General features: G+C 66.6%; 14 protein-coding genes. 9 read left to right on the forward strand and 5 right to left on the reverse strand.

The window, feature by feature from the left end:
• A partial coding sequence (locus QOI01_RS17230; protein WP_526383019.1) for a hypothetical protein occupies nucleotides 1–94 on the forward strand: 94 nt, incomplete at its 5' end.
• Nucleotides 95–256: 162 nt separating this feature from the next.
• Here the strand turns inward: QOI01_RS17230 and QOI01_RS17235 are convergent.
• Entirely contained in the window at nucleotides 257–655 is a 399-nt protein-coding gene (locus tag QOI01_RS17235; RefSeq protein ID WP_526382996.1) for a heme-binding protein, read from the reverse strand.
• A 311-nt stretch (nucleotides 656–966) separates the two neighbouring features.
• On the opposite strand from QOI01_RS17235, the gene QOI01_RS17240 reads away from it, so the two are divergent.
• On the forward strand, nucleotides 967–1,680 hold the full coding sequence (locus QOI01_RS17240) for an MIP/aquaporin family protein (RefSeq protein ID WP_526382998.1): 714 nt from the start codon (nucleotides 967–969) through the stop codon (nucleotides 1,678–1,680).
• A gap of 5 nt (nucleotides 1,681–1,685) precedes the next feature.
• Here QOI01_RS17240 and QOI01_RS17245 read toward each other — a convergent pair whose 3' ends face one another.
• From QOI01_RS17245 to QOI01_RS17260, 4 genes are all read right to left on the reverse strand, one after another.
• Complete coding sequence (locus tag QOI01_RS17245; RefSeq protein ID WP_526383000.1) at nucleotides 1,686–2,225, reverse strand: histidine phosphatase family protein; 540 nt, start codon at nucleotides 2,223–2,225, stop codon at nucleotides 1,686–1,688.
• Nucleotides 2,225–2,917 carry a uroporphyrinogen-III C-methyltransferase gene (locus tag QOI01_RS17250; RefSeq protein WP_526383021.1) on the reverse strand — a complete coding sequence of 231 codons (693 nt, stop codon included), beginning with the start codon at nucleotides 2,915–2,917 and terminating at the stop codon, nucleotides 2,225–2,227. Before QOI01_RS17250 ends, QOI01_RS17245 begins: the two co-directional genes overlap by 1 nt.
• 24 nt (nucleotides 2,918–2,941) lie before the next feature.
• The gene (locus QOI01_RS17255; protein WP_526383002.1) at nucleotides 2,942–3,550 is read right to left on the reverse strand and encodes a response regulator transcription factor; all 609 of its coding nucleotides are present in this window, start codon (nucleotides 3,548–3,550) and stop codon (nucleotides 2,942–2,944) included.
• Nucleotides 3,551–3,759: 209 nt separating this feature from the next.
• Nucleotides 3,760–4,533, reverse strand: coding sequence for a (2Fe-2S)-binding protein (locus QOI01_RS17260; RefSeq protein WP_526383004.1), 774 nt, complete (start codon nucleotides 4,531–4,533; stop codon nucleotides 3,760–3,762).
• A 170-nt stretch (nucleotides 4,534–4,703) separates the two neighbouring features.
• On the opposite strand from QOI01_RS17260, the gene QOI01_RS17265 reads away from it, so the two are divergent.
• The 7 genes from QOI01_RS17265 to QOI01_RS17295 form a co-directional block, all read left to right on the forward strand.
• Nucleotides 4,704–5,132 (forward strand): diol dehydratase small subunit, encoded by a 429-nt coding sequence (locus tag QOI01_RS17265; RefSeq protein ID WP_526383006.1) that lies wholly within the window; start codon nucleotides 4,704–4,706, stop codon nucleotides 5,130–5,132.
• A gap of 10 nt (nucleotides 5,133–5,142) precedes the next feature.
• Nucleotides 5,143–6,867 (forward strand): propanediol/glycerol family dehydratase large subunit, encoded by a 1,725-nt coding sequence (locus QOI01_RS17270; RefSeq protein ID WP_526383008.1) that lies wholly within the window; start codon nucleotides 5,143–5,145, stop codon nucleotides 6,865–6,867.
• Nucleotides 6,864–7,460 carry a propanediol/glycerol family dehydratase medium subunit gene (locus QOI01_RS17275; protein WP_526383009.1) on the forward strand — a complete coding sequence of 199 codons (597 nt, stop codon included), beginning with the start codon at nucleotides 6,864–6,866 and terminating at the stop codon, nucleotides 7,458–7,460. Before QOI01_RS17270 ends, QOI01_RS17275 begins: the two co-directional genes overlap by 4 nt.
• Nucleotides 7,461–7,474: 14 nt before the next feature.
• Nucleotides 7,475–9,385: a diol dehydratase reactivase subunit alpha gene (locus QOI01_RS17280; protein ID WP_526383011.1), complete on the forward strand. Its 1,911-nt coding sequence runs from the start codon at nucleotides 7,475–7,477 to the stop codon at nucleotides 9,383–9,385.
• Nucleotides 9,378–9,764 (forward strand): glycerol dehydratase reactivase beta/small subunit family protein, encoded by a 387-nt coding sequence (locus QOI01_RS17285; protein WP_526383013.1) that lies wholly within the window; start codon nucleotides 9,378–9,380, stop codon nucleotides 9,762–9,764. The genes QOI01_RS17280 and QOI01_RS17285 overlap by 8 nt, the downstream gene beginning before the upstream one ends.
• Before the next feature lie 225 nt (nucleotides 9,765–9,989).
• Entirely contained in the window at nucleotides 9,990–11,288 is a 1,299-nt protein-coding gene (locus QOI01_RS17290) for a helix-turn-helix domain-containing protein (RefSeq protein WP_526383015.1), read from the forward strand.
• Between the two features lie 197 nt (nucleotides 11,289–11,485).
• Nucleotides 11,486–11,691: helix-turn-helix domain-containing protein (locus QOI01_RS17295; protein WP_526383017.1), on the forward strand; the 206-nt coding region annotated here is incomplete at its 3' end.

The following is an 11,691-nucleotide window of genomic DNA, read 5'->3' on the forward strand; positions in this document are numbered from 1 at the left end:
GACGCCGTCCTGGGACGATGAGCAACGCGCCACCGGCTACGCGGGCTGGCAGAAGGCGGTGCAGCGCACCCTGGACTGGGTCGACGTGCAGTGATTTCGGCGCGCTGATCCGCGCGCACCGCGGTGCAGCGCGCCGAAATCACGGGGGGCTCAGGGGGTGAAGACGAATGTCGTTGGCAACCAGTTGTTCGACACGCTTGGGCCGCATTGCGCCAGAAACCGAGGTCTGGGGCTGGCTTCGGTGCCCGTGCCTCGGTCAGAGCGCGGCGACGCCGGCCTCGGCGACGCTCACGTCCTGGTCGACGCTGCCCGCACTGACGCCGACCGCCCCGATTACCACGTCGTCGACGGTCAACGGGATGCCACCGCCAAAGATCACCATGCCGCCGGAGGTCTGTTCCAGCCCATACAGTTCCGCGCCGGGCTGGACGAGCGGCGTGAGCGCGCTGGTGGGCGTGTTCATCAGTATCGAGGTGCGCGCCTTGCGGATGGAGATGTCGATGCTGGCCTTGATGGATCCGTCCATGCGAGCGAACGCCACGAGATGGCCGCCATCGTCGACGACGGCGATGTTCATCGGCTGACCGATCGCGCGTGCCTTCTCGGTCGCGGCGGCTACCACTTTCGTTGCGGCTGAGAGGGTGATGGCAGTCATTGGCGGGCCTTTCGAATGGATGTTCCTGCAACGGATTTGAACGCGGCATCGGGCGGGGACGATGGTAGTGCCCGGTACGGGTTGCAGGCTCGATTTCGTCCAGGCTGGCCGTCCCTTTCTTCGTCACCCTATCCAAAAGCCCACCCAAGGGTCAGCTCTTGCCCATTCGTCCGGTGAGTTAAGGGACCGGGACACGTCGGGAACGCCACGGACCGGGCAGTTGCGAAAAACACTGACAGTGCACGTTTGGCGTGGTCCTGGCCGTCCAACCAGGAGGCGTTCAGCGGCGACCGTCAGAGAGGTTGTGGTCAGTGTCGAACATCGACATCTTCATCTGGGAGTTCTTGGGCACCACGGTGCTTTGTCTCCTAGGTAACGGCTCGATCGCCGCGGTGATGTTGAAGAACTCGTACTCCCATGGCGGCGGCGGCGACTGGTTGATCATCGTGCTTGGTTGGGGCTTCGGCGTCTTCACCGGCGCGAGTATCGCCGCCCCGTCCGGAGCCCACATCAATCCGGCGGTGACACTCGCGGTGGCCATCTCGGGCGGGATCCCGTGGTCGTCGGCCCCGGTCTACTGGGCGGCCCAGTTGCTCGGCGGCATCGTCGGCGCCTCGCTATGCTGGGCCGCGTTCAAACTGCAATTCGACGCGATGGACGACAATTCCGGGACGCGTGGCATCTTCTGCACCTCTCCCTCCGTGCGTCGCATCCGCTGGAACATCGTCACCGAGATCCTCGGTACCTTCGTGCTGGTCATCTTCATCCTCGTGAACCCGAAGATCAACGAGACGCTGGGTTATGCCGCCGTATCGTTCGTCGTGATCACGATCGGCTTCGGGCTCGGCGGGCCGACCGGATACGCGATCAACCCGGCGCGCGATCTCGGACCCCGCATCGCTTACTGGTTCCTGCCGATCAAGGGCAAGGCCGGACCCGACTGGGGGTACTCGTGGGTGCCGGTGCTGGGCCCCCTCATCGGTGCAGCCGCGGCCGCCGCGCTGGCGCTCGTCCTGCCGTCATGAGCCGTTCACCGGGCGAGGCGGCGCAGATTCACTCCGATCGGCACTCCGTTGGGAACCTCGGTCCCGGAGGACCATTGGCGTGTGGCCGGCTCGCGAGGGGCGAGCAGGTCGAGGATGGCACAGACGATGTCCCCATGCGTCACCACGGCAGTCGTGCCGTCCATGGCGGCGATGTCCAGAAGCACCGACCGAACCCGCGGGGTCGGATCCTCGAGGCGTTCCGGCCCGCGTGAGCGGGCTTCGACGAGCGCGCCGTGAGTGCTCCAGCCACGTTCCCGGAGCCTGCCGTCCACCACGGCCTCGACTCCGAGGACGGTGGCCATCGCGTGCGCCGTCTGCCTCGCCCGAACGGCGTCCGAGGTGATGATGCGGCTGATGTGCTTGCCGCGCAGGCCATATCCCGCGGCGTACGCCTGAGTGGTACCGCGAGCGGTCAATGGGGGATGGGAGATCCCACGCTGCATGCGTCCGATGGCGTTCCACGTCGACTCGCCGTGGCGAATCAACCACAACGGGCGGCCCCGGCGTCTGCCGACGAGTTCCATCAGCGGACATTCAGCTCTACGGCTGGGAGATTGGCGGTGCGGCCCGGTACGAAGCCCGCGACCGCACCGATCACGGCCGTGGCCGGTGGGCCGATGCCGCCGGCCCGTGCGGCGGCGGCAATGGCGTCGAGTGTGGACAGGACCACACGCTGGCTCGACAGACTGCCGTCGGCGATCACGTGGCCGGAGATCACCGTGAAGCCCTGCGTCAGGCCCCGGTGGGTGGCGGGGGTCATCGCCACGGCCGGAGCGGCGATCGCCGAACTCACGCCGGGAATCACGTTGACGGTGATGCCCGCCAGGACGCATTCGTCGACCTCCTCGCCGCCGCGGCCGAAGACGAATCCGTCACCGCACTTGAGTCGGACGACGTTCTTGCCTGCCAGCGCATGGCTGATGAGGTGGGAGTTGATGACGCTCTGCGCCATTGCGCGACCGCGGGAAATCTTCGAGGCATCCACGACCAGGGCGTGGCAGAACACCCCACGGCCTGCGGCTTCCGTCGCGATGGATGCGTCCACGGCTTCGGACCCGGTATGGGCGAAAACCAATGCTGCCGAATCGATGTCGGTGGGGACCACGGCCCGCTCACACAACGCGATCAACCCGCGGTCGGCCGGGTCGGACAGATACGGGGTCGGGTCGGTGCAGATCACCGTCACGACGACGCCCTCGGCGCACGAGCAGCCCATGACGGGCACACGGCCATCAGCGCCTCACTCGGTGCGACCGCGCAGTGCCACCGACACCAGCGCCGCGCGCTTGTGCACGTCGAACTTGCCCATGATGTTGTGCAGATGGAATTTGACCGTCGCCTCGGAGATGAACAGCTTGGCGGCGATCACCCGATTGTCGAGTCCGTCTGTGAGCAGGCTCAGCACCTCGCGCTCCCGTCGCGTGAGCATTCGCGACGTGTCGGAGTCCGAGTCGCCGCCTCGCGCGCGCAACTCCTCGATGAGAGCGTTGGCACTGGAGGCGTCGAGCGCCGTCTGGCCTTCGATTACTCGCTGGACGGCGCTCAACAGATCCGCCGACGGTGATCTGCGATCAACCAGGGCATCCGCGCCGGCCCGGATCAGTTCCAGGGTGTGCGACGGCTCGTCCTCCCGGTCGATGACGACGATCACCTTCGGCACGGGATCGAGCTCGGCCAAGAGCGAAGACAGGGCCAGACCGCGATCGGCGCCGACCACCAACAGTCCCGGTTGCAGCGCACGGAGGCGGTCGGTCAGTCCCGCGCCATGGCGCAGATCGCCGACGAACTGCACGCCACTGGCTTGCGACACCACGTGCACTAGGCCGTGCCGGAGAAGCTCGTCGTTCATGACGAAGACGGTCCGCAGGGGGGCGCGTTCGGCCAGAGTAAATGGTATGTCGGCGATTCCGCGTGGAGGACCAGCCTCCGGTCGAAGCCGGCCGGAGCGAGTCGATGAATAACTGGTCTGGGTCAAGGCCATGTCGTGCTCCATCCTGCCGATCAGCGGGCCGAATGCTAGCGCAGCGCTCGTTGCAGCGACGTTGCACAGCGGTGAAGTCACTGCCGACGGTGCTGACCTGGCGTGTCTGACTTCGAGAGCACGCAGTCCCCGCAGAGTCCCGAACCTGGTGCCTGGTAGAACAGGCAGCAGTTGCTCCTGAGGAACACCCCGGCCGAGAGGGTCGCCGTTCCGCTGAGGTGTTCGGTCTCCAATAGTGCCCCGACCAGGGCCCGGCCGGATGCTTCGTGTCGTGGTTGAGACATCGACAACACCGACACGGCTCCGTTCGCGGCGGAGGTGACGTTGCCCCAGGTCACCCGTGGCGACAACGACGTCAACGATCGCAGCGTCTCGTTCAGGGGAGCGAAGATGGCGGTGAGCACCGATGCCGAGATCAACGCCGCCGCGCGCGACGGCGTCGGCGCCGCGACCCACTGCAGATCGATCGCGCCGAACCGCGGAACATGACCCGTCGTCGAGCGCCACGTCACCGATCGCAGGTCGAGTAAGGGCACCACGCCAAAACAGGTGGCGGCCCCGATTACCGGAGACAGAAGTCGCGCCGCGATTCCCAATTGGAACGACGACGCCGCCACCTTGACGGGAATGTCGCTGCGATCGCATCGCGCCGAAGTGGCGATGGCCTCTCGCGTGCGGCCGACGAACTCCATGACCGCCGCATCGTCGAGCAACAGCGACAGTGGCCGGCGCTGTTCACCGTCCTGGACGGCAAGGGCGAAGTATTCACCGAGCTCTGCGGTCTTCGCCCGATATGTCGCACCGTCGAGCTTCGCGGTGGGTCCGCCCGGCGGCGCTGGGATGGCGTTCATGGTCGTTTCACGCTAACCAAGCCGCGGTGCCGGGGTGGCGCCCGACGCACGGTCGGATCGCTGCAACGCTCCTGCAACGTGAGACGAGCCACAATGGAGTCAGCGTGACCAGCCGTGTCACGGATGTGGACGTCGGGTGGCTTCAGCCGCCCCTCACCTTGGAGAAGTGCATGACGCAACCGAGCCTCGATCCCGAGGTCGACTATCCGCTGAGCGTCCACCGCAGGGACCTGCTCTTCACCCCCACCGGCAAGTCGATCGACGACATCACCATCGAATCGGTCGTCTCCGGCGACGTCGGAGCCACTGACCTGCGCATCACTCCTGACACGCTGCGGCTGCAGGCGCAGGTGTCGGAGAAGGACGGGAGAAGGCAGCTGGGCGCCAATCTGCGGCGGGCCGCGGAAATGACCGCACTCACCGATGAACGGGTGCTGGAGATCTACAACGCCTTGCGGCCGAACGCTTCCACGAAAGCCGAACTCGAATCCATCGCCGAGGAGTTGCTGTCTCAGTACAACGCGACCCTCCTGGCGGAATTGGTGCGGGAGGCGGCCGACGTCTATGAGCGACGCGACATCCTGGCGACGAGCGAGTAGGAGACAGAACATGACGGCAGAGCCAATTCACAGTCCCGGTGCCGCCGGGAACGAAGCCAGGCATTCGGCCCGAACCCTGATTCTGGAGAACCGCCCGGTCAATCTCGACGGATTCGTCGAGGAATGGCCCGAGGTGGGCATGGTCGCCATGGACAGCGCCTTCGACCCCGAACCCAGTGTGCGGGTGGAGAACGGCCTGATCGTGGAGATGGACGGCACCGAACGCGCCGACTTCGACTTCATCGACCAGTTCATCGCCGACAAGGCCCTCGACGTCGAGACCACCGAGCAGTCGATGGCGTTGCCCGCCGATGAGATCGCTCGCATGCTGGTCGACCCGGGCGTGACCCGCAAAGACGTCATCGCCGTCACCGGCGGTCTCACGCCCGCCAAGCTGCTCGCCGTTGCCAAGACCCTGAACATCGTCGAGATCATGATGGGCATGCAGAAGATGCGCGCCAGGCGCACGCCCGCCAATCAAGCGCACTGCACCAGCGCGAGGGACAACCCTGTGCAGGTGGCCTGTGAGGCCGCAGAGGCCGCCCTCCGCGGATTCGCTGAGGTGGAAACGACTCTGGGTGTCGTGCGTTACGCGCCGCTGGTGGCGATGGCTCTGCAGATCGGCAGCCAGGTCAACCCCGGCGGCCCGCTGACTCAGTGCGCACTCGAGGAGGCGACCGAGCTGGATCTCGGAATGCGTGGCATCACCGGCTATGCAGAGACCATCTCGGTGTACGGCACCGAACCGGTCTTCGTCGACGGCGACGACACACCCTGGTCGAAGGCCTTCCTGGCCGCAGCCTATGCATCGCGCGGGATCAAGATGCGCTTCACCTCCGGCACCGGATCCGAGGTGCAGATGGGCAATGCGCAGGGAAAGTCGATGCTGTACCTCGAGATTCGCTGCATCCTGGTTGCCAAGGGTGCCGGCGTGCAGGGACTGCAGAACGGCTCGATCTCCTGCATCGGCGTGCCGGGAGCAGTCCCCGCCGGCATCCGTGCGGTCGCCGCCGAGAACCTCATCGCGTCGGCGGTGGATCTGGAATGCGCCTCTGGCAACGATCAGTCGTTCTCCCATTCGGCGATGCGCAGGACGGCCCGGCTGATGCCGCAGATGATGCCGGGAACGGACTTCGTGTGCTCGGGCTACTCGGCAGTTCCCAACTACGACAACATGTTCGCTGGCTCGAATCTTGAGAGCGACGATTTCGACGACTTCAACACCATCCAGCGGGACCTGCAGATCGACGGTGGGCTGCGGCACGTGAAGGAGTCCGACATCCTGGCGGTGCGAACCCGCGCCGCCAAGGCATTGCAGGCGGTGTTCCGCTACCTGGATTTGCCGCCGATCACCGACGCGGAGATCGATACCGCGGTGTACGCCAACGGCAGTCGCGAGCTCATCCCGCGAGACGTGCTCGAGGACCTCAAGGGTGCCCAGCAGGTGATGGACCGCAACGTCACCGGTCTGGACTTGGTGAAGGCCCTCGAATCGACGGGCTTCTCCGACATGGCCGAAAATCTGTTGTCCGTTCTGCGCCAGCGGGTCTCGGGCGATCTGCTGCAGACCTCGGCGATCATGACGCCGTCGCTGGAGCTGCTGTCGGCGGTCAACGACGCCAACGACTATGCAGGCCCGGGCACGGGGTATCGACCGTCGGGTGCCCGCTGGGAAGAGATGAAACGGCTACGCCACGTGACGAGCGCGTCGAACCCCGAATTGGAGGTGGAATGACCGTGTCGGCCGATTCGGACGGCGGTCAGCGGACGATCTCGTTCAGGGAGATCGGGCCTGCCGAGCGTGGCAAGCGTTCCGACGAGGTGGTGATCGCGATATCGCCGGGCTTCGGCAGCCTCTTCACCCAGACGATCGTCGGACTGCCGCACGCCGACGTGGTTCGCCAGATCCTCGCCGGCATCGAGGAGCAGGAAGTCAGCGCCCGGATCGTCCGGATCCAGCACAGTTCCGATCTGGCGCTGATGGCGCACACGGCGGCGAGGCTGTCGGGGTCGGGAATCGGGATCGGGATCCTAGGCCGCGGAACGTCGATGATCCATCAGCGTGATCTGCCGCGGCTGTCGAGCCTGGAACTCTTCCCGCAGTGCCCACTGTTGACGTTGCAGACGTACCGCGACATCGGCTCCAACGCCGCGCAGTACGCCAAAGGCGAATCGCCGGAACCGGTTCCGACGCTCAACGATCAGATGGCCCGACCCCGCTGGCAGGCCAAGGCTGCCCTGCTGCACCTCAAGGAGACCGAGCTGGTCCGCAAGGGAGCACGTCCCGTCGAGGTGATGCCGGAGTTCTCCGCGGCAGCGGTCGGTTAGTCGGGGTCGACTTGGTGAAGACGGTCGTCGGCGTCGACATCGGCAACTCCACCACCGAGGCAAGTCTTGCGACGGTCAGCCCTTCGGGGGTGGTCGAGTACGTCGGTTCGGCGCTGACGCGGACGACGGGCGTCAAGGGCACGGTCAAGAACGTCGACGGCGTCGCAAAGTCGGTCACGAGGGCACTGGAGGGTGCAGGTGTCGGACTGGCCGAGCTCGACTTGATCCTTCTCAACGAGGCGACGCCGGTCATCAGCGGGCTGGCGATGGAGACCATCACCGAGACCATCATCACCGAGTCGACCATGATCGGGCACGACCCTCGCACGCCTGGAGGGCGGGGACTCGGGGTTGGCACCATCGTCACCCTCGAGTCACTGGCCGAAACCGGGCCGGGGACACCGGTGATCGTCTTGGTGCCCAAGGGGGCCGACTTCGACGACACTGCCCGCGCGATCAACGCCGCGGTGGACCGTGGAGTCGAGATCACCGGGGCCATCCTGGGCAACGACGACGCCGTCCTGGTGGCCAACCGATTGACTGCCATGATCCCGATCATCGACGAGGTGTCGCGGATCGATCTGGTGCCGGTCGGCATGGTGGCCGCCGTCGAGGTCGCCGGACCCGGTCAGTCCATCCGCACGTTGTCGAATGCCTATGGCCTGGCGACCATCTTCGGTCTGGATCCCGGCCAGACCAAGGTGGTCTCCCCGGTGGCGCGGGCGCTCACGGGCAACCGGTCGGCCGTCGTCGTGCGGACTCCCTCGGGCGACGTCGAGGACCGCACCATCCCGGCGGGTTCGCTGGACCTGATCGGCGACAGGAAGAGTGCGACGGTCGACGTGTCCGGGGGCGCCGCCGACATCATGGCCGAGGTGCAGCGGGTGGGTCCGCTGGTCGACGTGGCGGGCGAAGCGGGGACCAACGCCGGCGGAATGATCTCCAAGGTCCGCCAGAGCATGGCCGACCTGTCCGGACACGAGCTCGCCGACGTGCGCATCAAGGATCTGTTGGCGATCGACACCCTCGTGCCGCAGGAGGTTCGAGGAGGCGTCGCCGGCGAGGTCGCAATGGAGAACGCCGTCGCGTTGGCTGCCATGGTGCGTACCAGGGAGAGCGGGATGCAGGCGGTGGCCGACGCGGTCTCGGCCCATCTCCGCGAGGCCGGGGCGAGCCGGGTCGAGGTCGTCGTCGGAGGAGTCGAGGCCGAAATGGCGGTTCTCGGTGCCCTCACCACTCCAGGCACCGACAAACCGTTGGTGGTGCTCGACCTCGGCGGCGGCTCCACCGATGCGGCGACGATCTCAACCGACGGAGGTGTCGACGCGACGCACTTGGCCGGTGCGGGTGACCTGGTGAGCAAACTGATCGACGCCGAGCTGGGGCTGGGCAACCTCGAACTGGCCGAGGAGATCAAGCGCTGTCCGCTGGCGAAGGCGGAGAGCTTCTTTCACGTGCGGCTGGAGAACGGGACGGTGCAGTTCTTCGACACGCCCCTGTCGCCCACCGCGTTCGCGCGGGTGATCACCTTGGGTGAGGGCGGAATGAGCCCGATCCCGACCCGGCATTCGCTCGACCGGATCCGTGGGGTGCGCAGAACCGCCAAGGAGCGGGTGTTCGTGGTGAACGCGCTTCGGTCGCTTCGCAGCATCGCCCCGGGCGGGGACCTGCGCCAGATTGGGTTCGTGGTGTTGCTCGGCGGCTGCGCGCTCGACTTCGAGATCCCCGATTTGATCGCCGACGCCCTGGCTCCCTTCGGCATCGTCTGCGGTACCGGCAATGTCCGTGGGACGCAGGGCCCGCGCAATGCCGTGGCGTCCGGCCTGGTCGCGGCCTACGCGTCGTCGGGGCAATCCGCGGCCGAGCGGGCTGCCTGCGGGGGCGACGATCTGACCGGCCGAAACGTTGTGGACGTCGATGCTTGAAGGTGGGCAGCCAGACAAACCCGCGATTCTCGTCCTGAGTAGCGGTGCGGACGCCCTCGAGCGCGAGGTACTGGCAGGGATCGAGGAAGAGGGCGTTCCCTACGTAATCGAACACGTAGTCGAACACGTAGTCGAACGGCCCACCGGCGGTGATGATGCGCGGGGCCTCGCGCAGCTGGCCGCCGGCCGTTCGTCGCTGAGCGTGGGTGTCGGCATCGACGCGCGCGGCCGGGTGTGTGTTCAGCACGAGTTGCTCGCCGAACCCCCGTCCGGGCTGTTTTCGTCGGGCACCGCGGAGCGGGAGTGCGCGCGCACCCTTGGCCACAACGCCGCCCGGATCGTGGTCGGCATCCCGTTGCGCTCACGGAAGGTGTCGTGAGCGTCGGGCAAGCAGGAATAATCAATGTGCACAACACATTTGGATTGATCGCCTCGGTAGTGGCCCGGCGTTCTCGCGTCAAGGCGTCTCGTCGCCGCGGCGGCACGGGCGGACACGCCGGGACCGTCCGCGCCGGTGGCTCGGCTACTCTGGACGGTGCGTGCGCAGGTGCGAACCTGGGGCAAGGGTGCCAACCGCCGAGCTGCCGCGCGAGGAGTATGAACCGTGCGTTTGCCAAGAACCTCGAGGAGCGGGGCCGGCCTCCTTTCGCCGTCCGCGCTGCGCTCCTTGCACGATCTCTTCGTCGCCGGACACGTGGATGGCTCCTATCTCGGTGCCGCCCCGATGCGCCTCTTGGTGGCAGAGAGCTGGCAACGCAGCCTCGCCACCGGCGTGGATCCCGAGCTGGGCGCAGCGCGCTCGTCGGCGCTGACTCGTAGCGTCTCTCAACTGCGCGAGGCCCACCCTTTGGCGCCTGCCCTGCCGGTGATTCGCCGACTGCTCGTCGACGACGCCGTCGATGCCAACGTAATGGTGGCGGTGGCATCGGCGAATGGCACGTTGTTGTGGGTTGAGGGCGACCGTCGGACGTGTCGACGGGCCGAGTCGATGAACTTCATGCCGGGTGCCGATTGGAGTGAACACGCGGCAGGCACCAATGCGCCCGGTCTGGCCCTCGCCCTTGACCGCGAGCTGCAGATTCGCAGTTCGGAGCACTTCTCCCGGCTGGCGCAGCCGTGGAGCTGCACGGCGGTCCCCGTGCACGATCCGGACACGGGCGCGGTACTCGGCGCCATCGACGTGACCGGCGGAACGCGCGTGGCCACTCTCCAGACGTTGGCGCTCGTACGTGCCACCGTCGTCGCGGTGGAGAACTATCTGGCCCTGTTGCAGTTGAAGCAGCCCGCTCGGGACGCCCAACCCACGAGCGAGGCCCAGCTGAGCGTGCTTGGGCCCGATCGCGCCCGCTGGCGAACCATCGACGACACCGGTCAGCAGCGGTCGATCACGCTGACCGGCCGCCACGCCGACATTTTGGTGCTGTTGAGCAGGCATCCCGAGGGTCTCACCTCCGATCACCTTGCGATGCTGCTCGACGACAGGGACCTCGACGTAGTCACGGTTCGGGCGGAGATGTCGCGGTTGCGCCGGGTCATTGGCGCCGAATGGGTGGGCTCGCGCCCCTACCGGCTGCTGCGACCCGTGACCAGCGACCTGGCTGCGGTGTACGACGCCTTGGAGGCGAGAGACGTGTACCGCGCGCTGGCGAGCTACGTCGGCACGTTGCTGCCGCATTCGGTCTCACCAGCGATCGGCCGCCTTCGTACGGAGCTCAGCGCCAGCCTGCGTGCCGCCGTGTTCGCCAGCCGCAGCATCGCGCTGCTGCGACGGTGGCTCGAGACCCCAGAAGGCCGCGATGATCGCGAGGGATGGCGGCTTCTGTACGACAGCGCTGACGCCGACTCGGTCAGCCGGTCCCAGGCCCATGGACACCTGGTCGGTCTCGACTTCGACCTGGGCTAGTCCCAGATCTGGCCCCTGTCGCCGCAGCGGTCCACGTTTCCACTGGTTCGGTTGCCGCGCAAGCGATTCCTGGCCGGCAGTGCAGCGTCCGGGGCGCCGATGCCCGTTTGCCCTGAAGGGCAGTTCGTGATACGAAACTAGTCTGTCGCTCAGCGGAATCACCACCGGGGGACGAGCCGAAGATCGGGAGGGCTTTGATGGCGGAGGATGCATCGATCAGGGGCGGCGTTCAATCGGTCCAGCGTGCCTTCGAACTGCTGGAGATCATGGCGAGCGCCGGCCCCTCGATCGCGTTCGGGGAATTGGCAGCTCGCGCCGAACTGCCGCAACCGACGATCCACCGCCTGGTGCGGACGCTGTTGAACATGGGATACGTCAGGCAACTTCCCAACCGGCACTACGC

The organism is Mycobacterium sp., assembly GCF_032162605.1.
In the GTDB taxonomy this organism is placed as follows: Bacteria; Actinomycetota; Actinomycetes; order Mycobacteriales; family Mycobacteriaceae; genus Mycobacterium.

Bases quoted from the DNA above. Each gene is read 5' to 3' on its own strand.
- QOI01_RS17235 (WP_526382996.1), bottom strand. From the start codon at position 655: ATGACTGCCATCACCCTCTCAGCCGCAACGAAAGTGGTAGCCGCCGCG.
- QOI01_RS17245 (WP_526383000.1), bottom strand. From the start codon at position 2,225: ATGGAACTCGTCGGCAGACGCCGGGGCCGCCCGTTGTGGTTGATTCGC.
- QOI01_RS17250 (WP_526383021.1), bottom strand. From the start codon at position 2,917: ATGGGCTGCTCGTGCGCCGAGGGCGTCGTCGTGACGGTGATCTGCACC.
- QOI01_RS17255 (WP_526383002.1), bottom strand. From the start codon at position 3,550: ATGAACGACGAGCTTCTCCGGCACGGCCTAGTGCACGTGGTGTCGCAA.
- QOI01_RS17260 (WP_526383004.1), bottom strand. From the start codon at position 4,533: ATGAACGCCATCCCAGCGCCGCCGGGCGGACCCACCGCGAAGCTCGAC.
- QOI01_RS17265 (WP_526383006.1), top strand. From the start codon at position 4,704: ATGACGCAACCGAGCCTCGATCCCGAGGTCGACTATCCGCTGAGCGTC.
- QOI01_RS17270 (WP_526383008.1), top strand. From the start codon at position 5,143: ATGACGGCAGAGCCAATTCACAGTCCCGGTGCCGCCGGGAACGAAGCC.
- QOI01_RS17275 (WP_526383009.1), top strand. From the start codon at position 6,864: ATGACCGTGTCGGCCGATTCGGACGGCGGTCAGCGGACGATCTCGTTC.
- QOI01_RS17285 (WP_526383013.1), top strand. From the start codon at position 9,378: ATGCTTGAAGGTGGGCAGCCAGACAAACCCGCGATTCTCGTCCTGAGT.